The organism is Streptomyces sp. NPDC057280, from assembly GCF_042668605.1.
In the GTDB taxonomy this organism is placed as follows: Bacteria; Actinomycetota; Actinomycetes; order Streptomycetales; family Streptomycetaceae; genus Streptomyces.
The window spans coordinates 1,767,220-1,788,988 of the sequence record NZ_JBHUYR010000001.1 but is presented as its reverse complement, the minus strand read 5'-3'; the positions used below and the strand labels follow the sequence as shown (position 1 = coordinate 1,788,988).

17 protein-coding genes are annotated in these 21,769 nt (G+C 72.0%); 12 read left to right on the top strand and 5 right to left on the bottom strand.

Annotated elements, in window-relative coordinates:
- Positions 1 to 142: 142 nt before the first annotated feature.
- From ACFUO4_RS08145 to ACFUO4_RS08130, 4 genes are all read left to right on the top strand, one after another.
- The gene (locus ACFUO4_RS08145; RefSeq protein ID WP_383481085.1) at positions 143 to 1,057 is read left to right on the top strand and encodes a hypothetical protein; all 915 of its coding nucleotides are present in this window, start codon (positions 143 to 145) and stop codon (positions 1,055 to 1,057) included.
- Between the two features lie 112 nt (positions 1,058 to 1,169).
- On the top strand, positions 1,170 to 2,477 hold the full coding sequence (pcaC, locus tag ACFUO4_RS08140) for a 4-carboxymuconolactone decarboxylase (RefSeq protein WP_383481082.1): 1,308 nt from the start codon (positions 1,170 to 1,172) through the stop codon (positions 2,475 to 2,477).
- A 30-nt stretch (positions 2,478 to 2,507) separates the two neighbouring features.
- Positions 2,508 to 3,143 (top strand): MBL fold metallo-hydrolase, encoded by a 636-nt coding sequence (locus ACFUO4_RS08135; protein WP_383481079.1) that lies wholly within the window; start codon positions 2,508 to 2,510, stop codon positions 3,141 to 3,143.
- A 30-nt stretch (positions 3,144 to 3,173) separates the two neighbouring features.
- Positions 3,174 to 3,956, top strand: coding sequence for an exodeoxyribonuclease III (locus ACFUO4_RS08130; RefSeq protein ID WP_383481076.1), 783 nt, complete (start codon positions 3,174 to 3,176; stop codon positions 3,954 to 3,956).
- A gap of 54 nt (positions 3,957 to 4,010) precedes the next feature.
- Here the strand turns inward: ACFUO4_RS08130 and ACFUO4_RS08125 are convergent, their stop codons facing one another.
- A complete protein-coding gene (locus ACFUO4_RS08125) occupies positions 4,011 to 5,762 on the bottom strand; it encodes an SGNH/GDSL hydrolase family protein (protein WP_383481073.1) in 1,752 nt (583 codons plus the stop codon).
- A 190-nt stretch (positions 5,763 to 5,952) separates the two neighbouring features.
- Here ACFUO4_RS08125 and ACFUO4_RS08120 point away from each other — a divergent pair, with 190 nt between their 5' ends.
- Together ACFUO4_RS08120 and ACFUO4_RS08115 are read left to right on the top strand one after the other, a co-directional pair.
- Positions 5,953 to 6,360, top strand: a complete 408-nt coding sequence (locus ACFUO4_RS08120) for a DUF6278 family protein (RefSeq protein WP_383481070.1) — start codon at positions 5,953 to 5,955, stop codon at positions 6,358 to 6,360.
- A gap of 130 nt (positions 6,361 to 6,490) precedes the next feature.
- A complete protein-coding gene (locus tag ACFUO4_RS08115) occupies positions 6,491 to 7,234 on the top strand; it encodes an amino acid ABC transporter ATP-binding protein (RefSeq protein WP_383481067.1) in 744 nt (247 codons plus the stop codon).
- 163 nt (positions 7,235 to 7,397) lie between these two features.
- Here the strand turns inward: ACFUO4_RS08115 and ACFUO4_RS08110 are convergent, their stop codons facing one another.
- Positions 7,398 to 8,966: a CocE/NonD family hydrolase gene (locus ACFUO4_RS08110; RefSeq protein ID WP_383481064.1), complete on the bottom strand. Its 1,569-nt coding sequence runs from the start codon at positions 8,964 to 8,966 to the stop codon at positions 7,398 to 7,400.
- A gap of 116 nt (positions 8,967 to 9,082) precedes the next feature.
- Positions 9,083 to 9,841: a hypothetical protein gene (locus ACFUO4_RS08105; RefSeq protein ID WP_179143562.1), complete on the bottom strand. Its 759-nt coding sequence runs from the start codon at positions 9,839 to 9,841 to the stop codon at positions 9,083 to 9,085.
- 144 nt (positions 9,842 to 9,985) lie between these two features.
- Here ACFUO4_RS08105 and ggt point away from each other — a divergent pair, with 144 nt between their 5' ends.
- Positions 9,986 to 11,773: a gamma-glutamyltransferase gene (ggt, locus tag ACFUO4_RS08100; RefSeq protein ID WP_383481061.1), complete on the top strand. Its 1,788-nt coding sequence runs from the start codon at positions 9,986 to 9,988 to the stop codon at positions 11,771 to 11,773.
- On the opposite strand, the gene ACFUO4_RS08095 is transcribed toward ggt, so the two are convergent.
- Together ACFUO4_RS08095 and map are read right to left on the bottom strand one after the other, a co-directional pair.
- On the bottom strand, positions 11,768 to 14,311 hold the full coding sequence (locus ACFUO4_RS08095) for an ATP-dependent Clp protease ATP-binding subunit (protein WP_383481058.1): 2,544 nt from the start codon (positions 14,309 to 14,311) through the stop codon (positions 11,768 to 11,770). The genes ggt and ACFUO4_RS08095 overlap by 6 nt on opposite strands.
- A gap of 561 nt (positions 14,312 to 14,872) precedes the next feature.
- Positions 14,873 to 15,646: a type I methionyl aminopeptidase gene (gene map / locus ACFUO4_RS08090; RefSeq protein WP_383481055.1), complete on the bottom strand. Its 774-nt coding sequence runs from the start codon at positions 15,644 to 15,646 to the stop codon at positions 14,873 to 14,875.
- Between the two features lie 33 nt (positions 15,647 to 15,679).
- Between map and ACFUO4_RS08085 the strand changes: the two genes are divergently transcribed.
- The 5 genes from ACFUO4_RS08085 (at position 15,680) to ACFUO4_RS08065 (ending at position 21,690) form a co-directional block, all read left to right on the top strand.
- Positions 15,680 to 15,931, top strand: a complete 252-nt coding sequence (locus tag ACFUO4_RS08085) for a helix-turn-helix domain-containing protein (protein WP_059195366.1) — start codon at positions 15,680 to 15,682, stop codon at positions 15,929 to 15,931.
- 132 nt (positions 15,932 to 16,063) lie between these two features.
- Positions 16,064 to 17,824 carry a hypothetical protein gene (locus tag ACFUO4_RS08080; protein WP_383481051.1) on the top strand — a complete coding sequence of 587 codons (1,761 nt, stop codon included), beginning with the start codon at positions 16,064 to 16,066 and terminating at the stop codon, positions 17,822 to 17,824.
- 170 nt (positions 17,825 to 17,994) lie between these two features.
- Complete coding sequence (locus ACFUO4_RS08075; RefSeq protein WP_383481048.1) at positions 17,995 to 18,837, top strand: nitrilase-related carbon-nitrogen hydrolase; 843 nt, start codon at positions 17,995 to 17,997, stop codon at positions 18,835 to 18,837.
- Positions 18,834 to 20,117 carry an aspartate aminotransferase family protein gene (locus ACFUO4_RS08070; protein WP_383481045.1) on the top strand — a complete coding sequence of 428 codons (1,284 nt, stop codon included), beginning with the start codon at positions 18,834 to 18,836 and terminating at the stop codon, positions 20,115 to 20,117. Before ACFUO4_RS08075 ends, ACFUO4_RS08070 begins: the two co-directional genes overlap by 4 nt.
- A 25-nt stretch (positions 20,118 to 20,142) precedes the next feature.
- Positions 20,143 to 21,690, top strand: a complete 1,548-nt coding sequence (locus ACFUO4_RS08065) for a PucR family transcriptional regulator (protein WP_383481042.1) — start codon at positions 20,143 to 20,145, stop codon at positions 21,688 to 21,690.
- Positions 21,691 to 21,769 lie beyond the last annotated feature (79 nt).

The following is a 21,769-nucleotide window of genomic DNA, read 5'->3' as shown; positions in this document are numbered from 1 at the left end:
CGAACTGACAGAGAAACACCTCGGGGGACGAGACATGGCAACGGGCGGGTGGGGTCCTGGCACGGGCCCGGGAGGACAGGCCGGACATCCAGGCGGCACCGCAGGCGGCGGCCAGGGCTGGGGCCCGCCGCCGGGGCAACCGGTGAACAGCCCTTACGGGCTGCCGCCCCAGGGCGGCCCCTACGGGCCGACGGCGCCGCAGAACCCTTACCCCTACGTGCCCCCGGCCCCCGTGCCCACGCGCGGCCGGGCGCCGCGCCGCCGCAGCCGGCTGTGGTTCTTCTCCCTGCCCTACCTCACCGGCAGCATCATCCGCTCCGCGCACCGCGTCGCCAGCCGCCTCTTCGTGCAGGCGGGCCAGGATCACATCCAGGACCGCACCGTGGACCGCGTGCAGACGGCCCGCACCGTCCTCGGCGCCGCCGCCACCGTCCTGCTGTTCCTCGTCTACGGCACGGACCAGGGCGGCTGGCAGGACGCGGCGGCCGGCAGCGCCGCCCAGGCGCTCGTCGCCCCGGTCCTGCTGATCGTCGGCGGCCCCCTGATCATCCTCGGCTTCATCTACTACGCGCCCCCGCACCTGCGGCCCCACCTGCGCTCCCGGCTCCGGGTCCCGTTGAAGACGGTGGGCTGGTACGTGACGACCGTCCTCGTCCTCGGCGGAATCCTTTTCGGGATCTCCCTGCTGGCCAAGACCGACCTGAGCGGCTGGCAGGGGTTCTGCGTCGGCATCGTGGGGCTGGTCGCGCTGGCCTGGGGACTGCCCTTCTTCGTCCTGGCCTCGCTCTACTCCGCCCGCAGCGCCTTCAACACCGGTCACGTCCACCCGATGCTGCCGCCCGTGGTGACGATGGTCTTCGTGTGGGTCTTCGCGATCTTCAACTTCATCGACAGCGGCATGCCGGCCCAGGGCCCGCCCGGCGTGCAGCTCTGCTCGCTGCTCGGCGGCCCGGTGTCGGTGACCGTCGTCGGGCTGTGGGAACTGCGGCGCATGCGCACCCGCTACGGCGTGCGCGTCCGCGGCCAGGTCCCCGCCCCGGCGCCCGGCTTCCGGTAGCGCGCCCTTCGGTGAAGGCCCTGTGAGGGTTCGCCGTCGATGTGCGGGAGCCAGGTGTGGGGACTGGGGGCCCAGGGGCCGGGCCCTCGGAAACGGCGGTTAGCGTGGAGCGGTGAGTGAGACGCAGACCCCCACCCTCCAGTACCGCCTCGACGGCCCGGACGACGCCCCGGTCCTCATCCTGGGGCCCTCGCTCGGCACCACCTGGCACATGTGGGACCGGCAGGTCCCCGAGCTGGCCAAGCAGTGGCGGGTCTTCCGGTTCGACCTGCCGGGCCACGGCGGCGCGCCCGCCTACCCGGCCGGTTCGGTCGGTGCCGTCACCGACCGGCTGCTCGCCACCCTCGACGGTCTCGGCGTGCAGCGTTTCGGCTACACGGGCTGTGCGTTCGGCGGCGCGATCGGCCTGGAGCTGGCGCTGCGGCACCCGCAGCGGATCGCCTCGCTCGCCCTGATCGCCGCCTCGCCCCGGTTCGGGACGCCGGACGAGTTCCGGCAGCGGGGCGTGATCGTCCGGACGAACGGCCTCGACCCCATCGCCCGTACCTCCCCGGACCGCTGGTTCACCGGCGGGTTCGCCGCCGCGCAGCCCGCGATCACCGATTGGGCCGTGCAGATGGTCCGCACCACCGACCCCGGCTGCTACATCGCCGCCTGCGAGGCCCTCGCCGCGTTCGACGTCCGGGCCGAACTCGCCCGTGTCGGGGTGCCGACCCTTGTCCTCGTCGGCTCCGACGACCAGGTCACCGGCCCCGCGGAGGCCCGTACGCTGGTCGCCGGCATCCCGGACGCGCGGCTCGCCGTCGTACCGGGCGCCTCGCACCTCGTACCGGTGGAGCAGCCCGGGGCCGTCACCGATCTCCTGGTCCGGCACTTCTCCACCGCGTGGCAGCCCGCCTACGACTCCACCACCGGTCAGACGGCGATCCCCGCGCCCCCCGTCAAGCCGGTCCTGGCCGCCGCGGGACCGCCGCCCCAGACCGTGCCGATCGCCGAGATCGCCCCGGCCGCACCGGCGCCCCAGGCGCTGGGCGGGCGGCCCGACCCGTACGACGCCGGGCTCAAGGTGCGCCGCGAGGTGCTCGGCGACGCGCACGTGGACCGGGTGCTGGCGCAGGCCGACGAGTTCTCCGGCGACTTCCAGGAGTTCGTCACCCGCTACGCCTGGGGCGAGATCTGGGACCGCCCCGGCCTCGACCGCCGCTCCCGCAGCTGTGTCTCGCTCACCGCGCTGGTCGCGGGCGGCCACTTCGACGAGCTCGGCTTCCACGTCCGGGCCGCCCTGCGCAACGGCCTCACCCCGGCCGAGATCAAGGAGGTGCTCCTCCAGGCGGCCGTGTACTGCGGCGTACCGGCGGCCAACAGCGCCTTCAAGGTGGCCCAGGAGGTCATCCGGGAGGAGACGACCCCCGAGGAGTGAGAGGCCCTCGGGCGCGGCAGGATGGGACCCATGAAGCTCACGAAGAAGTCGCACGCCTGCGTCCGTCTGGAGAAGGACGGACGCACCCTCGTCCTCGATCCCGGAGGCTTCAGCGAGGCGGACGCCGCGGTCGGCGCGGAAGCGATCCTGATCACGCACGAGCATCCCGACCACTTCAACGAGGAGCGGCTGCGCGCGGCCCTGGACGCGAATCCGGCCGCCGAGATCTGGACCCTGAAGTCGGTCGCGGAGAAGATCTCCGCCGCCTTCCCCGGCCGCGTGCACACCGTCGGCCACGGCGACACCTTCACCGCCGCGGGCTTCGACGTGCAGGTCCACGGCGAGCTGCACGCCGTCATCCACCCGGACATCCCGCGCATCACCAACGTCGGCTACCTGATCGACGGCGGCCGCGTCTTCCACCCCGGCGACGCCCTCACCGTCCCCGACCACGCGGTCGAGACGCTGATGCTGCCGGTCATGGCGCCCTGGAGCAAGATCTCCGAGGTGATCGACTACGTCCGCGAGGTCAAGCCGCACCGGGCGTACGACGTCCATGACGCCCTGCTCACCGACCTCGCCCGGCCGATCTACGACAACCAGATCGGCGCCCTCGGCGGTGCCGAGCACCTGCGTCTCGCGCCCGGGGAGAGCACGTCGGTGTGAGTGTCAGTGGGGCCCGGTAGGTTGTCAGGCATGCGCATCGCTACCTGGAACGTGAACTCGATCACCGCCCGCCTGCCGAGGCTCCTGGCCTGGCTGGAGAGCAGCGGCACCGACGTGCTCTGCCTCCAGGAGGCCAAGCTGGCCGAGGCGCAGTTCCCCTTCGACCAGCTGCGCGAGCTGGGCTACGAGGCGGCGGTCCACGCGACCGGCAGGTGGAACGGCGTGGCGGTGCTGTCCCGGGTGGGCCTGGAGGACGTCGTCAAGGGCCTGCCCGGCGACCCCGGGTACGACGGTGCCCCCGAGCCCCGTGCCATCTCCGCGACCTGCGGCGGCGTCCGGGTGTGGTCGGTGTACGTGCCGAACGGCCGCGAGGTGGACCACCCGCACTACGCGTACAAGCTCCAGTGGTTCGAGGCCCTCAAGGCGGCCGTCGCCGGTGACGCGGCGGGCAGCAGGCCGTTCGCGATCCTGGGCGACTACAACGTGGCGCCGACGGACGACGACGTCTACGACGTGGCCGCCTTCGAGGGCCTCACCCATGTCACCCCGGCCGAGCGCGCGGCCCTCGCCTCCCTGCGTGAGGCCGGCCTCTCGGACGTGGTCCCGCGTCCCCTGAAGTACGAGCACCCCTTCACGTACTGGGACTACCGCCAGCTCTGCTTCCCCAAGAACCGCGGCATGCGCATCGACCTGGTCTACGGCAACGAGCCGTTCGCGAAGGCCGTCACCGACGCCTACGTGGACCGCGAGGAGCGCAAGGGCAAGGGCGCCTCGGACCACGCGCCGGTGGTCGTGGACCTCGACGTGCCGTAGCCGGCAGCGGCTTCGGAACCCGGGAGCCCGGTGACTCGGAGGCCGTGGCCCCGCCTACGGCACCAGAAGCCGCAGATCCACCGACTCCGCCAGGGCCGCGAGTCCCGCGTCCCCCGGATGCAGATGGTCCCCGCTGTCGTACGCGGGCAGCAGCCGCGCCGGGTGGCCGGGGTCCCGTGCGACCCCGTCGAAGTCGAGGACCCCGTCGAACTCACCGGCGTCCCGGATCCAGGCGTTGACCTCGGCCCGCTCGGCGTCGACGGCGGCTGTGCAGCGGGTCTCGCCCTCGCAGGGCAGGATCGTCGCCGCCAGCATCCGCAGCCCCCGCGCATGCCCCCGGTCGGCGAGCTCGTGCAGCCCGGCGATCACCTCGTCGGCCGTGGCACCCCACCGCACGTCGTTGACGCCCTGGAAGACGACCGCCGTACGCGCCGAGGTCTGCGCGAGGACGTCCCGGTCGAAGCGGTGCAGGGCGCTCACCCCGCCGGTGTCGGTGGAGACGTCGTCGCCGGGATAGCGGTCGCTCAGCACGCGATTCGCGGAGATCCCCTGGTTGAGCACGCCGTAGTGCGGGATCTCGTCCTGGGCGAGCAGCCGGTCCGCGAGCACGTCCGGCCAGCGCCGGTCGGCGTCGGCCGTCGACTTCTCCCCGTCGGTGATCGAGTCCCCGAGCAGCACCACCGACCCCGGGCCGCCGCCCACGTCCACCCCGGTCAGCAGCGGCCAGCTGGTCAGGACGGTGGTGTACGCCGTCGCCGCGGTGTCCGTGGCGTGGTCGCCCGCCTCGCTGACGTACGACCGCTGCCGCGCGAGCCGGTGCACGGGCGCCGCCGTCACCGTCGCCGGCAGATGGAAGCTCACCAGCAGATGGCTGTCCGCGGGTACGTCGAAGTCGAGCGGATCGCTGAACACCTGGGCCCCGGCGGCCACTTCGGTGCCCGCCGCGCCCCCGAAGGCCACCGCCACCGGCGTCTTCCGCGCCGCCGCGCCCGCGGCCTGGACCGCCACCGTGGCACTTCCGATCCGTACCGGCGCCGCCGCGAAGGTGTTGTCGAACCGCAGCCGCACCCGAGGCCCGCCCACCGAGGTGTGCACGACGAGCCGCAGCGTACGGTCGCTCCACGGCCCGACCTCCGGATATCCGGCGGTCGCCGCCGCCCAACTCCCCGTCCAGCCGGGCGTATCGCCCCGCACGGACATGGCGAACACATGCATGCCAAGCGACTTGGGCAGCCGTACCGAGGCCACCTGCTGTCCACGCGCGAGCGGCACTGTCACGACGTACAGCCGCGCCCGCGCGGTGAGTTGGCCGCCGGGCGTGTTCACGTGCGGCAGGGCCACCGCCTTCGTGGCGAGCGGGCCGATGCGCCAGTCGGGGGCGGCCAGGCGGTAGGAGGAGGTCCTGCCGTTCGCATACGACACCGACCCCGTGCCCGTCACGTCGCCGCCGTCCGTGCCCGCCACGAGGAAGGCGAGCGCGTCGCCGCGGCCGGTCACGCGCACCGACTGGGCGGCGGCGCGCACGTTGTCCGGCTCGCCCGGTTCCCGGCGCGGCCACGTCAGCCGTGCCCGCTGCACGGTCAGGGTCCGGCCCGGCGTCCAGCCCGCCGCCGTCAGGTCCGCTGCCGACAGCGAGGCGCCGGTGCCGTCGAAGTCCGCCTCGCCGGGGCGGGCGTCGTCGCTGACGGCCGTGTTGTCGAAGAGCCGCTCCAGCGGCAGGGGTTCCTCGGCGCCGTGCTCCGGCGCCGCCCGCACGGGAGCGGTCGGCGTCAGCGCTGTGAACAGGGCGAGGACGAGCACGGACATGCGGGCACCGCGGCGCACCTGATTCCCCCGTTCACGACCGGTCAGGACGAGACGTGTGACGCACGGTGAAGGTAGGGAGGCCCTGGGTGACGCGTCAACGCGCCATGCGCGAACTCGGCGCGAAGTCGCCCGGAATCGACTGCCCGCGCGCCTGTGGTGCGCACGCCGGTGCGAATGACACGCTGGACGTATGAAGATCCCTTTTGTGGGCAACCGCCGCGAGGAACCCGGGGCGCACGACGCCGAGGGCATCGCCGAACTCCTCGCCGAGTGCGAGCTGCTGCGCCACCAGGCGGCCCGGTCCGGTGTCCAACTGGACGACACCGTCGCCTCGTTGGAGGACCTCGACCAGCTGGTGCCGCGGTGGCGGGACGACGCCGAGGTGCTGGAGTGGCTCGGCAACGACGCCGGGCTGTATCTCGGGACGGTGATCGTGCGGACCGTGCCGGGCGCCGTGTGGGGGATCCGGGCCGACGGCCAGCCGGTGATCCGGCTCGCCTCCGGCCGGGAGTTCGACGTGGTCGCCGACGGGCACGACTGGGCGGCGAGCGGGGTGCCCGAACTCTCCCAGGTCTACGGTGAGGTGGCGGAGGCCTGAAGCGGGACCCGCACATAAGCATGGCGTAAATACGGCTAATGCCCGAAAAGTGCGTGTCGTGTATTAACTCCACTGTTGTCTGGATAGGTTGCGGCAACCGCGACACAGCTGAGAGTGGGTAGGGCTGGGCATGGCCGTCGATCCGTTGATCGAGCTGCGTGACGTCAACAAGTACTACGGGGAGCTGCATGTCCTGCGGGACATCAACCTCACCGTCGGCAAGGGGGAGGTGGTCGTGGTCATCGGCCCGTCAGGGTCGGGAAAGTCGACACTGTGCAGGACGATCAACCGGCTGGAGACCATCCAGTCCGGGGAGATCCAACTGGACGGCCGGCCGCTGCCGGAGGAGGGCAAAGCCCTCGCGGGGCTCCGCGCCGAGGTCGGCATGGTCTTCCAGTCCTTCAACCTCTTCGCCCACAAGACGGTCCTGCAGAACATCTCGCTCGCCCAGGTCAAGGTCCGCAAACGCAAGAAGGACGACGCCGACCAGCACTCGCGCCGGCTCCTGGACCGCGTCGGCCTCGCCGACCAGGCGGACAAGTACCCGGCGCAGCTCTCCGGCGGCCAGCAGCAGCGCGTGGCCATCGCCCGCGCCCTCGCCATGGAGCCCAAGGCGATGCTGTTCGACGAGCCGACCTCGGCCCTCGACCCGGAGATGATCAACGAGGTCCTCGAAGTCATGCGGCAACTCGCCCGCGACGGCATGACCATGGTCGTCGTCACCCATGAGATGGGCTTCGCCCGCGCCTCCGCCAACCGCGTGGTCTTCATGGCCGACGGCCGCATCATCGAGGACCGCGCCCCCGACGCGTTCTTCACCCACCCCGAGAGCGACCGGGCCAAGGACTTCCTGTCCAAGATCCTCAAGCACTGACGGCGCTGACGGGCCGAGTGCCGCGCCTCGACTACGATGTGCCGTTCATCCCTGTGATGAAGGCGATCTCGCTGCCGCCCGGTGAGGAGCCCCCCACGGCCCCCGGGACCGTAGGGGGTGGCAGCTCACAAGAGCCATACCCGCCCGGCGCGTAGGCCGGAGATCACTGCTCGCGCAGCGGAATCGACACGTACGACGGGTCGTTCGCCGGCGAGGAGAAGGTCAGCTGCGCGCCGGACGGGTTGTGCTCGATGTAGAGCGGGTCGACCGTGTCGACGACCAGGGCGAGACGGTGCCCCGCGGGGACGTCGTAGGCCGTGGAGTACAGCTCCAGGTCGAGGCCGAACGCCGTGCCGGGCGTCCGCCCGTGGAAGGTGTACGGCGCGTGGGAGACCAGCTTGCCGAGGCCGAGCGGGCCCACGTCGTACAGATAGGCGATGAGGGTGCCGCTCTCCGCGGTCGGGGTGACGGTGGTGTGCAACTTCGCGGTGCCGCGCACCCGTTGGGCGGTCGCGTACTTCTCCGACTGCCATACGGCCGCCCAGCGGCGGGGGAGCAGAGGGATCGAGGCGACCGGGGGGATCCGGGCGACCTGGTCGAGGATGCTGGAGAGGAAGACGACCCCGCCGTCCGCGCCCGAGTCGACGTTGGTGTGGAGCGTGGTCGTGCCGGACAGGGCCAGTTTCTTCGTCGTGGCGCCGACCGACTTCCAGTCCGGGTAGCCCTCGTAGCCGCCGGTGGAACGGGACTTGAGCTGGACGGGCTGCTCGCGGTCGATGCCGTTGTCGTCGCCCTGGAGGTAGTGGTCGAACCAGCGCTCGGTGTCCGTCCACACGTCGTTGGGGAGCCCGAACAGGCCCGTCAGTTCGGCGGTCGCGTGGTCGCCGGGGCGGAACTCCAGTCTCTTGGGGCCGGTCAGCTTCTCGTAGAAGTCGGCCGACTGGTTGGGCGGGAAGACCGAGTCACCCCAGGCGTTGGCCATCATGACCGCCGCGCCGTTCTTGTTCAGTTGGTCCACATAGGTGGCGGCAGAACGTTTCTTCCCCCAATTGATCATGTCCTGTTCCTTGGACAGGTTGGAGGCGTAGAAGTTGTCGAAGATCTCCCGGATCTCGGGGCTCTGCCGTCCCGTGACGACGCTCGCGCCGTCCAGCAGCGCGCCCGCCTGGAGGTGTTGGGTGCGGCCCGAGTAGATCGAGTCGATGAGGTCGGCCCAGCCGCTCAGCGCGGCGACCGCCTTGACGCGCTGGTCGTGCGCTGCGGCGAGGAGGCTGATGCCGGCGCCGTACGAGACCCCGCCCATGCCGATGTGCTGTGCGTCGGCGGGGGTGTTGGCGAGCGCCCAGTCGATGACCTTGGACGCGTCGGCTATGTCGGGCGGGCCGGCGACTTCTATCCTGCCGCCCGACTGCCAGAAGCCGCGCACGTTGTAACTGACCACGACATAGCCGGAGTTCGCGAGCTTCTGCGCCTGCGCCAGATACTCGACCTGGGGCAGGCCCCAGCTCGTGGGGAGCACGATCAGCGGGTAGCGCCGCGAACCGTCCGCGCCCGCCGGGGTGATGACGTTCGCCTTGAGGACGGTGCCGCCGTCGCCTGCGATGTCGACGAATCGTATGCCGCCCGTCGAGGCCTGGGCGGCCGGGGCGAACCCGAGGGCGCTTCCGGCGATCAGCGTCGCGGAGACGGCGCCCACGGCGGTCGTGCGCAGGGCCTTGCGATGGTGTCCCACGGGTCACTCCTCACTCGTGTCAGTGCAAAGTGACCGAACGGTAACCTCGGCCGCTTACCGGAAGTAACCCGTCGGTAAGTTACGTGGGGGTAACGATTGTTGTCGTGTGAATGAATTCAGGAGGCGCGGTGCGAGTTGCGGGGAGCCGGCGGGGTCGGCAGCGGAGCCTGTGCCGCCCGGGTCACGTCGGCGAGCAGTTCGGCGACATCGGGGCCGTACGCCTGTGAGTTGACCACCTTCAGCAGCAGGACGAAGGAGTTGTTCCCGTACTTGCGGGCCAGGCGTTCGTGGTTGCGGGCGAGATACCGGGTCGCGGCCTGGTTGGTGATGGCGGTCTGGCCGCAGAACAGGAACACCGGGCGGCTCTGGCCCGGCTGGCCGGCGGTGAGCCGCGCCAGCAGCACGTGTTCGGTCTGCCCCTTCTCCATCCGGTAGCGCTCGCTGCCGATCTGGAAGGCCAGCTTGTCGGGGCCCGGCTCCGGATCGAGATTGACCCGCACCCCCGGCAGCATGGCGTGCATATGGGCGGCCATCCGGCGGTTCGACCCCGGCCCGCCCACGCAGAACTCCGTCCGTTCGCCGAAGCCCTGCCGCGCCGCGTCCTGGGTGATCACATCGGCGTGCGCGCCGCAGTCCTTGATGAGCGCGGAGAGTTCGAGCAGCGCGAAGACGTCGTAGCGGTGCACCGCGAGGTCGGGACTGGCGGCGTCCCGGTTGACGACGAGCAGCGACTCCGAGTGGTCGGGCAGCCCGAAGAAGGCCTGCTTGCGCCGGAGTTTCCGCTTCCACAAGTAGGTCCGGGCCAGCCAGCCGAGCGTGGCACTGATGCCGGCGGCCACCACGCCCAGGACGATGTTGCGCACGTCGTCATTCATGGGCGCGCATGCTAGCGGGCCAGGATGGCTGGTACGTACCCGTGTTCGATGTGTGGCGATCTCATGTCAGCTGCCCTGAATGGGGCTGTCGAGCCCGCGGTGTTGTGGTTACGCTGCGCGGACTGTCCTGGCCTGGAGGTGCGCATGCGTCGCCCTGTCGCGCGGAAACTGTCGGTGCTCGCGGTCTCGGCCGCCGTGGTGTCGGTCGGGGCGGCGGCGCCACCGACAACCGCCACGACACCACCGAAGGTGCCCGTCGCCGTCGGCTACGGCGGCGCCGTGGCCAGCGTCGACGCGGACGCCTCCGCCGCCGGCATCGAGGTGCTGAGGAAGGGCGGCAACGCCGTCGACGCCGCCGTCGCCACGGCCGCCGCGCTCGGCGTCACCGAGCCCTACTCCTCCGGCATCGGCGGGGGCGGCTACTTCGTCTACTACGACGCCAAGTCCCGTACGGTGCACACGATCGACGGACGCGAGACCGCCCCGCTCACCGCCGGCTCGGACCTGTTCGTCGAGAACGGCCAGCCCCTCGCCTTCGCCGACGCGGTGACCAGCGGCCTGAGCGTCGGCACCCCCGGCACGCCGGCCACCTGGGCGACCGCCCTCGACCAGTGGGGCAGCAGGAGACTCGGCACGGTCCTCAAGCCGGCCGAGAAGCTCGCCCGTGACGGCTTCACCGTCGACGACACCTTCCGCGCGCAGACCGCCCTCAACGAGACCCGCTTCCGCTACTTCCCCGACACGGCGAAGCTCTTCCTGCCCAACGGCGCCCTCCCCGTCGTCGGCTCCACCTTCAAGAACCCCGATCTCGCCCGCACCTACGCCGAGTTGGGCAAGAAGGGCGTCGGTGCGATCTACCACGGCGACCTCGGCGACGACATCCTCGACACCGTCAACAAGCCTCCCGTGGACCCCGCTTCGGGCTGGAAAGCCCGCCCGGGCGAGCTGACGGAGAAGGACCTCGCGACCTACCGGGCCAAGCTCCAGAAGCCGACCAAGACCTCCTACCGCGGCCTCGGCGTCTACTCCATCGCCCCCTCGTCCTCCGGCGGCACCACGGTCGGTGAGGCCCTCAACATCCTGGAGAACACCGACCTCTCCAAGGCGAGCGAGGTGCAGTACCTGCACCACTACATCGAGGCCAGCCGCATCGCGTTCGCCGACCGCGGCCGCTGGGTCGGCGACCCGGCCTTCGAGGACGTACCGACGAAGGGGCTGCTCTCGCAGCGGTACGCCGACGAGCGGGCCGCGCTCATCAAGGACGACGCGGTGCTCACCAGCCCGGTGGCGCCCGGCGACCCGCGCACCCCCGGCTCCACGGGGACGGCGGCGCCGACGACGTACGAGGGCGAGAACACCACACATCTCACGGTCGCCGACAAGTGGGGGAACGTCGTCGCCTACACCCTCACCATCGAGCAGACCGGCGGCAGCGGGATCACCGTGCCAGGGCGCGGGTTCATTCTCAACAACGAGCTGACCGACTTCTCCTTCGTGCCCGCGAACCCGGCCGTGCACGACCCGAACCTGCCGGGGCCGGGCAAGCGGCCGCGGTCGTCCATCTCGCCGACGATCGTGCTCGACCAGCACAACAAGCCCGTGGTGGCACTGGGTTCGCCCGGTGGGGCGACGATCATCACGACCGCTCTTCAGGTGCTCACCGAGTTCGTCGACCGGGGGCTGCCGCTCGTCGACGCGATCGCCGCGCCGCGGGCCAGCCAGCGCAACCAGACCACGACCGAACTCGAACCGGCGCTCTACAACGGCGAGTTGAGGAAGCAGTTGGAAGCGCTCGGGCACGGGTTCCGGTTGAACGCCGAGATCGGTGCGGCCACCGGGGTGCAGCGGCTGCCGGGTGGGAAGTGGCTGGCGGCCGCTGAGACGGTGCGGCGGGGTGGGGGATCTGCGCAGGTGGTGTACCCCGCGTCATAGTTCGGGGGCGGGCAGCTCGCCCTCCGCCCGGAACGCGAGCTGCTCGCCCGCCACGTCCACCGTGACCCTGCCGCCCTCCTGCACCCGCCCGTCCAACAGCAGCCGCGACAGCTGGTTGTCCACCTCGCGCTGGATCGTGCGGCGCAACGGACGCGCGCCGTACTCCGGCTGGTAGCCCTTGCGGGAGAGCCAGTCGACCGCCGTCTCCGTGAAGTCGACCGTGACGCCCTGGGCGTGCAGCATGCGCCGGGTGCGGTCCAGCAACAGGTTGGTGATCTGGCGGAGTTGCTCCTCCGTGAGCTGGCGGAAGACGACGATCTCGTCGATACGGTTGAGGAACTCGGGCCGGAAGTGCTCCCGCAGCGGGCGCAGGATCTGTTCGCGCCGCGCCTCCTCGTCGGCCTCCGCGCCGCCCGCCCCGAAGCCGATGCCGGCGCCGCGCCGGGTGATCGCCTCGGAACCGAGGTTGCTGGTCATCACCACGACCGTGTTGGTGAAGTCGACCGTGCGGCCCTGCGAGTCGGTGAGGCGCCCGTCGTCGAGGACCTGGAGGAGGATGTTGAAGACGTCCGGGTGGGCCTTCTCGACCTCGTCCAGCAGCAGCAGCGAGTACGGGTGCCGGCGGACGACCTCGGTCAGCTGGCCGGCCTCCTCGTGGCCGACGTATCCGGGCGGGGCGCCGACCAGCCGGCTGACGGTGTGGCGCTCCTGGTACTCGCTCATGTCCAGGCGGACCATGCGCTCCTCGCTGCCGAACAGCGCCTCGGCGAGCGCGCGGGCCAGCTCCGTCTTGCCGACGCCGGTCGGGCCGAGGAAGAGGAAGCTGCCGATCGGGCGGTCGGGGCTGGCGAGCCCGGCCCGGGAGCGCAGCACCGCGTCGGAGACGACCCGGACCGCCTCCTCCTGGCCGACGACCCGCTGGTGCAGGTGTTCCTCCAGGCCGAGCAGCTTGTCCTTCTCCTCCTGGGTGAGGCTGGCGACCGGGATGCCCGTCTGCCGGGACACCACCTCGGCGATCGCCTCAGCCGTCACCTCCAGGTGCTGGCCCTCGTCGGCCGTGCCGTTGCCGCTCGCCTCGCCGATGCGCTGCTTCAACTCCGTGATGCGGTCGCGCAGTTGCATGGCCTGCTCGTACTGCTCGTCGGCGACCGCCTGGTCCTTGTCCCGGACGAGCTGCTCGACCTCGCGCTCCAGGGCGCGTACGTCCGTGCCCTTGGTGCGCGCCCGCAGCCGTACCCGGGCGCCCGCCTGGTCGATGAGGTCGATCGCCTTGTCGGGCAGGCGGCGGTCGGGGAGATAGCGGTCGGACAGCTCGACGGCCGCCGTCAACGCCTCGTCGGTGTAGCGGACCTGGTGGTGGGCCTCGTAGCGGTCGCGCAGCCCGCGCAGGATCTCCAGCGCGTCCGCGACGGACGGCTCGGGCACGAGGATAGGCTGGAAGCGGCGGGCCAGCGCCGCGTCCTTCTCGATCCGGCGGAACTCTTCCAGCGTGGTCGCGCCGACGATGTGCAACTCGCCGCGCGCGAGAGCGGGCTTGAGGATGTTGCCGGCGTCCATGGACGCGGCCTCGCCGCCACCGCCCGCGCCGACCACCGTGTGCAGCTCGTCGATGAAGACGATCAACTGGTCGGAGTGCGCGCGGATCTCGGAGACGATGGAGTTGAGGCGCTCCTCGAAGTCGCCCCGGTAGCGGGTGCCCGCGACCACGCCCGTCAGGTCTAGTGCGACGACCCGCCGCCCGATGAGCACGTCGGGCACGTCCCCGTCGGCGATCCGCTGGGCGAGCCCCTCCACGATGGCGGTCTTGCCGACACCGGCGTCGCCGATGAGGACCGGGTTGTTCTTGCCGCGCCGGGAGAGCACCTCGATGGTCTGCTCGATCTCCTCGTCCCGCCCGATGACCGGGTCGATGCCGCCCCGCCGGGCCAGATCGGTCAGATCGCGGCTGTACTTGTCGAGGGTCGGGGTGCCGGTGCCGCGCGGCGCGTCGGTGCGGGCGGTCCCGGCGTCGGGCGCGGCCTCGGGCGGCAGGCCGGTCGGCGCGAAGTGGGCCGAGTTGAGGATGTGGCCCGCCGCCGAGTCGGGGTTGGCGGCCAGCGCGCTCAGCACGTGCTCGGGGCCGATGTGACCGGCGCCGCGGGACCGGGCCAGGTCGTGGGCGTCGAGCAGGGCCCGCTTCGCGGCCGGGGTCAGCGACAGCGAGGTCGGCGGCGGGGCCTCGCCCGGCGGGTGCAGCACCGGGCCCGACCGCTCGTCGATCTCCGTCGCCAGTTCGTCGGGGTCGGCGCCGGCCCGGCTGAGCAGACTCCGGGTCGGCTCTGCGGACAGCGCGGCCCGCAGCAGATGCTGGGTGTCCAGATCCCGGCTGCCGTGCTCGGCGGCGTACTGGGCGGCACCCCGGACCAGCTCCCGGGCCGGTTGGCTCAGCAGCTGGCCGATGTTGATCTGCCGGGGGCCGGGGCGGGGCCCGCCGAAGAAACGGGCGAGGAACTCGCCGAAGGGGTCGTAGCCTTCGGGTCCGCTGAAGCCGCTGGTCATGGCCGTTCCCATCCGGTGTCCCTGCGGGGCCCGGGACGCCCTCGCTGATCGACGTGCCGGAGTCGGGTAACCCGGGCCGCAGCCCGTTACACCTGCGACCGCTGCTCCGTCGTACGACCCGCGTGCACCTCTGCGGCGGCGCCCGACCGGGTGCGGGCCGCCCTGGCGCTCGTAGAACACGATCGCACGATCGCTGCCCCGCAGCACCTTCAGGACGGGCGCCTGGGCCAGCGCCTTCAGGACGGGAGCTCGGGGCAGCGCCTTGAGGACGGGAGCTTGGGGCAGCGCCTTGAGGACGGGAGCTTGGGGCAGCGCCTTCAGGATGAGGCCCCTGGCCCAGCATCTTCAGGACGGGCCCCTGGCCCAGTGCCTCAGGACGAGGTCCTCGGGCCAGCGCCTCAGGACGAGGCTCCTGGGCCAGCGCCTCAGTGCGAGGCCCCGGCCCACCATCTTCAGGACGGACCCCCGGCCCACCATCTTCAGGACGGACCCCCGGCCCAGCATCTTCAGGACGACGCCCCTGGCTCAGCGCCGTCAGGACGAGCCCCCGGGCCGGGAGATTCAGTCGTTGCGTGCTGTCAGGACGCGGGGGCCCGCGTCCGTGATCGCCACCGTGTGCTCCGCGTGGGCCGCGCGGGAGCCGTCGTTCGTGCGCAGGGTCCAGCCGTCGGCGTCGGCGTGGTAGCCGTCCGTGCCGCCGCCGATCACCATGGGCTCGATCGCCAGCACCATGCCGTGCCGCAGCTTCATGCCGCGGCCGGGGCGGCCCTCGTTCGGGACGCCCGGGTCCTCGTGCATCCGGCGGCCGATGCCGTGTCCGCCGAAGCCGTCCGGGATGCCGTAACCGGCCGCGCGGCACACCGTGCCGATCGCGTGCGCGATGTCGCCGATGCGGTTGCCGACGACCGCCGCCGCGATCCCGGCGTCCAGCGCCCGCTCCGCCGCCTCGATCAGGCGCAGGTCCGCCTCGCGCGGAGTGCCGACCGTGAAACTGATCGCCGAGTCGCCGACCCAGCCGCCGAGTTCGGCGCCGAAGTCCGCGGAGACGAGGTCGCCGTCGCGCAGCCGGTAGCGGGTGGGGATGCCGTGCACGATCGCGTCGTTCACGGAGACGCACAGGACGGCCGGGAACGGGGTCGGCGCGAAGGAGGGCCGGTAGCCGAGGAACGGCGAGGTCGCGCCCGCCTCGCGGAGCACGTCGTGTGCCACCTCGTCCAGCTCCAGCAGGGAAACGCCCACGTCGGCGGCCTTGCGCACGGCCGTGAGGGCACGTCCGACGACCTGTCCGGCCTCGTACATGGCGTCGATCGATGTGTCTGTCTTCAGCTCCACCATGCCAATTACTATACCGGTATTAGAATGGGGGACATGGTGCGCACCCCCCTGACCCCCGAAGAGCGTGAACGCGGCGAGCGGCTCGGCCGGCTGCTGCGCGAGGCGCGCGGCGGCCGCAGCATGGCCGACGTCGCCGCGAGCGCGGGCCTCTCGGCCGAGACCCTGCGGAAGATCGAGACCGGCCGCGCGCCGACGCCGGCGTTCTTCACGGTGGCGGCGCTCGCGCGGGCCCTCGGGCTGTCGATGGACGAGATCGTGGAGAGGTGCGCCCTGGTCCCTGTGTGACCTTGCCGCACGTCACGTTCCGCCAGGTGCGGCGTACTCTGCGTCCAGTCCGAAAACTCTTCGTAGCGCGTTCGTAACACGGCTCGTGTTGTCTTACGGACCGGAGTGCTCCGGTCTGGCGGGAGTTGAACGATGTCAGTGGATCAACTCCCGGGCCGCATACGGGAGTTCGTGAACTACCTGGACGCTCTGCTGGCGCGCCTGGATCAGGGCGGCGGCTGGTGCGCGGTGTTCTGGCAGCGCGACCCCGACGGGATGCAGGCCTGTCTCGAAGGGCGTGAAGTGCCGCCCTGGGACGTGGTGGAGGCCCTCCTCCAGGACCTCGTCACGGAGTACGGCCCCGCCGTCGCCGCCCCCGAGGTCGCACGGGCCCGGACCCTGCACGCCGAGGCCCTCGCCGCGTACGACGCCCGCCCCGGTGCCCGTGACGCGCTCGGCGACCGCCTCGACGTCATGCTCCGCGAGCAGCGCTACGCCGCCGAACGCCAGGCGGAACTCGGCCAGTTGCTCGCCACCGCCACCACCCGGGAGGCCGCCGACGCGATCCGCCTCGACCTCGCCTGGGCCCGCGACGACCACGAACGCGCGACCGCCCGCTGTGCCGAACTCCGCACCCGCATGGCCGACTTGGAGCGCCGCACGAGCAGTGGCCAGGCCCAGGTGGTCCGGCGCGGACGGCCGGTGTTCCGCCTCGGCGACGAGTCCGGCGGGAGCGGCCAGGCGGGCGCCGGCGGCGCTCGGACGAGCGGTGGCGCGGCGCAGGCGGGACGGCAGTCCGGCCGTGACGCGTACGGCGGGAGCGGGTACGGCGGGAGCGCGTACGGCGGGGGTGCCGGCGCGGGAGCCCCGAGCGTGCCGCAGCAGCGTGACGCGCGTACCGGCGCGGAGGCGGGCGAGGCCGGATGGCCGGGCGGCGGGGAAGCCGTCGGCGGTGCGCCGGCCTCGGGAGGGGTGGGCGCGGGCCAGGAGTGGTACGGGCACGGGCACCCCCCGGCGGACGGCTCCCCCGGCTCCTGGGAGGAACCGGCGGGCCAGGCCCGGCAGGGTCTCGGTGACCCCGTGACCGTCTCCACGGACGTTCCGGAAGGGCCCGAAGGCCCCGACGGCCCCCGTGATCCAGGCGTGCCCTCCGGTCAGGTGACCGACCCGGCTCCCACCCCCAAGCAGCGCAAGCGCCGCCGCGGCAGTGCGCGGTTCGCCGGGATGGTCGAGGAGGACGCCGCCGCTGTCGTCGTGCCGCCCGCGGCCGAGCCGACGCCGTCCGCCCCGGCCGCGACCGGTCGGCGCACCCCGCGCGGGGCCCGGTTCGCCGGGGCCGGGGCGGCGGCTGAGGCACCGGAGCCGCAGGCCGAGCGGCTGGACGACGGGGACCGGCGCGAGGTGGTGCAGGCCGTCGAGCAGCTCGTACGACTGCGTCGCGAGGGGCGGAGCGGGGAAGCGCACGCCCTGCTGGTCGACGCCGCCTACTGGCCCGCCGCGCGCTTCCCGCTGCTCGCCGCCGAACTCCAGCACGCCGGGCTCGGCGCCGACTGGGCGACGCTGCTGTGGGAGGCCGCCTCGCTGCCCGCGGAGCGGCTCGTCGCGGCGGCGGACGCGCTGGTGGAGGCGGGGCGCGGCGCGGACGGGGAGCAGGTGCTGCGGCAGGGCGTCGTACGGCCCGCCGAGGAGGTCGGGCACGCCGTGCTCGAGCTCGTCCACGAAGGGCGCCGGCGCGAGGTGCGCGCCCTGCTCGACGCCTACGTCCGCGTCCGCACCCCGGAGGAGGCCGCCCGCAGCGCCGCCCCCGGCCCGCAGACTCTCGTACCGCTGCTCCTGGAGGCCGCCCAGGGGGTCTCGGAGGAACGGCACTGGGACCTCGTCCACGCCCTCCGGGTCGCCGGTCACACCGGCTGAGCGGGCCCGTCCGACCTGCCCGCGCTCACCCACGTGAGTGTGAAACGTGATCGACTCCGCGGGTTAACGACGATGGTCTTGGCAAGGCTCCCGGAGAGGCTTACTTTCGACCCTCTACGGCCTGCGTCTACGGGCGTAGAGGCTCTGAGGTCCCGTCGAAGGAGCAGCTCATGGCCAACGTCGTTCGTGCCGCTCTGGTCCAGGCCACCTGGACCGGCGACACCGAGTCCATGGTGGCGAAACACGAGGAGCACGCCCGTGAGGCGGCCCGCCAGGGTGCGAAGATCATCGGCTTCCAGGAAGTGTTCAACGCCCCCTACTTCTGCCAGGTCCAGGAGCCGGAGCACTACCGGTGGGCCGAGCCGGTGCCCGACGGGCCGACCGTGCGCCGTATGCAGGACCTCGCCCGCGAGACCGGCATGGTGATCGTCGTGCCGGTCTTCGAGGTCGAGCAGTCCGGCTTCTACTACAACACCGCCGCCGTGATCGACGCCGACGGCACCTTCCTCGGCAAGTACCGCAAGCACCACATCCCGCAGGTGAAGGGCTTCTGGGAGAAGTACTACTTCAAGCCGGGCAACGTGGGCTGGCCGGTCTTCGACACCGCCGTGGGGAAGGTCGGCGTCTACATCTGCTACGACCGCCACTTCCCGGAGGGCTGGCGCCAACTGGGCCTGAACGGGGCCCAGCTCGTCTACAACCCCTCCGCCACCCACCGCGGCCTGTCCTCCTACCTCTGGCGGCTCGAACAGCCGGCGGCCGCCGTCGCCAACGAGTACTTCGTCGCCGCGATCAACCGCGTGGGCGTCGAGGAGTACGGCGACAACGACTTCTACGGGACGTCGTACTTCGTCGACCCGCGCGGTCAGTTCGTCGGCGAGACCGCGAGCGACAAGGAGGAGGAACTCGTCGTCCGCGACCTCGACTTCGACCTCATCGAAGAGGTACGGCAGCAGTGGGCCTTCTACCGGGACCGCAGGCCCGACGCGTACGAGGGGCTGGTGCAGCCGTGAACGACCTGTTCGCACGCCATCGTTCGGTCCTCCCCGACTGGCTCGCCCTCTACTACGAGAACCCGCTGGAGATCACGCACGGCGAGGGCCGGTACGTGTGGGACGCCGAGGGCAACAAGTATCTGGACTTCTTCGGCGGCATCCTCACCACGATGACCGCCCACGCGCTGCCCGAGGTCACCAAGGCGGTGAGCGAACAGGCCGGGCGGATCATCCATTCCTCCACGCTCTACCTCAACCGGCCCATGGTCGAACTGGCCGAGAGGATCGGCCAGTTGTCCGGCATCCCGGACGCCCGCGTGTTCTTCACCACCTCCGGCACCGAGGCCAACGACACCGCCCTGCTGCTCGCGACGACGTACCGCCGCAGCAACACGATCCTGGCGATGCGCAACAGTTACCACGGCCGCTCCTTCAGCGCGGTCGGCATCACCGGCAACCGCGGCTGGTCCCCGACCTCGCTGTCCCCGCTCCAGACGCTGTACGTCCACGGCGGCGTCCGCACCCGCGGCCCCTACGCCGAGCTGAGCGACGACGACTTCATCGCGGCCTGTGTCGACGACCTGAAGGATCTTCTCGGCCACACCCGCCCGCCCGCCGCCCTGATCGCCGAGCCGATCCAGGGCGTCGGCGGCTTCACCTCTCCGCCGGACGGCCTGTACGCCGCCTTCCGGGAGGTTCTGAACGAGCGCGGCATCCTGTGGATCGCGGACGAGGTGCAGACCGGCTGGGGCCGCACCGGCGACAACTTCTGGGGCTGGCAGGCCCACGGACAGCACGGCCCGCCCGACATCCTCACCTTCGCCAAGGGCATCGGCAACGGCATGTCCATCGGCGGTGTCGTCGCCCGCGCCGAGATCATGAACTGCCTGGACGCCAACAGCATCTCGACGTTCGGCGGCACCCAGATCACCATGGCGGCGGGGCTCGCGAACCTGTCGTACCTCCTGGAACACGACCTCCAGGGCAACGCCCGGCGCGTCGGCGGACTCCTCGTCGAACGGCTGCGGGCCGTCGCCGCACAGGTGCCCGGCGTACGTGAGGTCCGTGGCCGCGGGCTGATGCTCGGCATCGAACTGGTGAAACCCGGCACCGACCAGGCCGACCCGGACGCCGCGAGCGCCGTGCTGGAGGCGTGCCGCGCGGGCGGGCTGCTCATCGGCAAGGGCGGCGGCCACAACACCAGCGCCCTGAGGGTCGCCCCGCCGCTGTCCCTCACCGTCGCGGAGGCCGAGGAGGGCGCCGCGATCCTCGAGAGCGCTCTGAGGAGCATTCACTAGCAGGACACAGCAAGGGATGTACGCCATGACCACCACCTTGGACCACTTGGCACCGGCCCTGTCCGTCCGCCAGGTCCTCACCCTGGAACGGGTGCTCGCCGGGGAGCCCGAGGTGGTGGCCGGCGCGGCCCAGCTCGACCGGGCGGTGCGCTGGGTGCATGTCGCCGAGGCCGCCGACGTGGGCGTCATGCTCAGCGGCGGTGAGATGGTCCTCACCACCGGGGTGCTGCTCGCCGGTGACGAGGGTGCGCAGGCCGAGTACATCCAGTCCCTGCACCGGGCGGAGGCCGCCGCCGTCGTCCTCGGTCTGGGCCGGGCCTTCCCGGCCCCGCCGGACGTCATGCGCCGGGCCGCCGAGCGGTGCGGGCTGCCCATGGTCGTCCTCCACCGGCCCTTCCCCTTCGCCGAGTTGACCGAGGAGGTGCAGTCCCGGCTGGTCCGGCGGAAGTTCGCCGCCGTCAGCCTCTCCGAAGCCGTACGGACCTCCCTCACCGGGCTCATCACCGCGGGCGCCCCGCTCCAGCGCCTGCTCGACGAGGTCGCCCAGCACAGCGCCTGCCCGGTCGTCGTCACCAACCTCGCCCACCGCGTCCTCGCCACCGCCGGGGAGCGGCCGGCCGTGGACGACGTGCTGCGCGACTGGGAGCGCATCGCCCGGCAGGCCGGCGGCACCGAGGGCGACGGCTGGATCCGCGCCGAACTGGGCGGGCGCGGGGAACGCTGGGGGCAGATCCTGCTCTGCGGCTACCGCGGCGACACCGCCTCCGGACGGCTGCTCGCCGACCGGGCCGCCGAGGCCCTCGTCCTGCACCGCATGCTCGGCGGCAACTCCGCCCACACCTGGGAGGAGCAGTCCGCGCAGAGCCTGCTCACCGACCTCGTCAGCGGGGTCGTACCGGCCCGGCAACTGCTGCCGCGGGCGCGGGCCGCCGGACTGCCCGTCAACCGGCGGACGTTCGTGCCGCTCGTCGTACGGGACGGTGACCCGGCCGAACTCGACCGGGTGCTGCGGCTGTTGGGGCTGCCGGGGCTCGTCGCCGAACTCGCCGACGGGGTCACCGCCGTGCTGCTGAGCCTGGCCCGGGACCAGGACGCGGCCGTCCTGACGGCGAACTTCGCGGCCCGGCTGACCCAGACGGTCGTGGCCGCGGCCGACCCGCGCACGGCCTGGGACGACGTCCCCGCCGGGATGCGCGAGGCCCAGCACGTCGCCGACGCCGTCGCCTCCGGAGCGCTCGACCTCCCGGCCGTCGTGCGCCTCAAGGACGTTCATCTGCGGGGCTTGATACGGCTGTTGCGCGACGACCCGCATGTGCAGTCCTTCGCCGAACGAGAGCTGGACGGGCTGCTGTGCGACTCCGGATCGGGGGAGGGGCTGCTGGCCGTCCTGCGGACGTATCTCGCCACCGGTCGCAACAAGTCCCGCACCGCCCAGCTCCAGCACGTCTCGCGCCCCGCGCTGTACCGGCGCCTCGAAGCGATACAGACCCGGCTCGGCGTCGACCTCGACGACTTCGAGCAGGCCGCCTCGGTGCACATCGCGCTCCTCGCGCATGACGCGCAACAGGCCTGAAACATGCCACGACCTGGGAAAACGGCGGTGAAACATGGGTCCACGACAGGGTGACACCGTGGCTCGCCCGGCGCCCGCA

What these genes read in the sequence shown, in the direction of transcription:
- ACFUO4_RS08135 (WP_383481079.1), top strand. Translation starts at nt 2,508, where the DNA reads ATGAAGCTCACGAAGAAGTCGCACGCCTGCGTCCGTCTGGAGAAGGAC.
- ACFUO4_RS08130 (WP_383481076.1), top strand. Translation starts at nt 3,174, where the DNA reads ATGCGCATCGCTACCTGGAACGTGAACTCGATCACCGCCCGCCTGCCG.
- ACFUO4_RS08125 (WP_383481073.1), bottom strand. Translation starts at nt 5,762, where the DNA reads ATGTCCGTGCTCGTCCTCGCCCTGTTCACAGCGCTGACGCCGACCGCT.
- ACFUO4_RS08120 (WP_383481070.1), top strand. Translation starts at nt 5,953, where the DNA reads ATGAAGATCCCTTTTGTGGGCAACCGCCGCGAGGAACCCGGGGCGCAC.
- ACFUO4_RS08115 (WP_383481067.1), top strand. Translation starts at nt 6,491, where the DNA reads ATGGCCGTCGATCCGTTGATCGAGCTGCGTGACGTCAACAAGTACTAC.
- ACFUO4_RS08105 (WP_179143562.1), bottom strand. Translation starts at nt 9,841, where the DNA reads ATGAATGACGACGTGCGCAACATCGTCCTGGGCGTGGTGGCCGCCGGC.
- ggt (WP_383481061.1), top strand. Translation starts at nt 9,986, where the DNA reads ATGCGTCGCCCTGTCGCGCGGAAACTGTCGGTGCTCGCGGTCTCGGCC.
- ACFUO4_RS08095 (WP_383481058.1), bottom strand. Translation starts at nt 14,311, where the DNA reads ATGACCAGCGGCTTCAGCGGACCCGAAGGCTACGACCCCTTCGGCGAG.
- map (WP_383481055.1), bottom strand. Translation starts at nt 15,646, where the DNA reads ATGGTGGAGCTGAAGACAGACACATCGATCGACGCCATGTACGAGGCC.
- ACFUO4_RS08085 (WP_059195366.1), top strand. Translation starts at nt 15,680, where the DNA reads ATGGTGCGCACCCCCCTGACCCCCGAAGAGCGTGAACGCGGCGAGCGG.
- ACFUO4_RS08080 (WP_383481051.1), top strand. Translation starts at nt 16,064, where the DNA reads ATGTCAGTGGATCAACTCCCGGGCCGCATACGGGAGTTCGTGAACTAC.
- ACFUO4_RS08075 (WP_383481048.1), top strand. Translation starts at nt 17,995, where the DNA reads ATGGCCAACGTCGTTCGTGCCGCTCTGGTCCAGGCCACCTGGACCGGC.
- ACFUO4_RS08065 (WP_383481042.1), top strand. Translation starts at nt 20,143, where the DNA reads ATGACCACCACCTTGGACCACTTGGCACCGGCCCTGTCCGTCCGCCAG.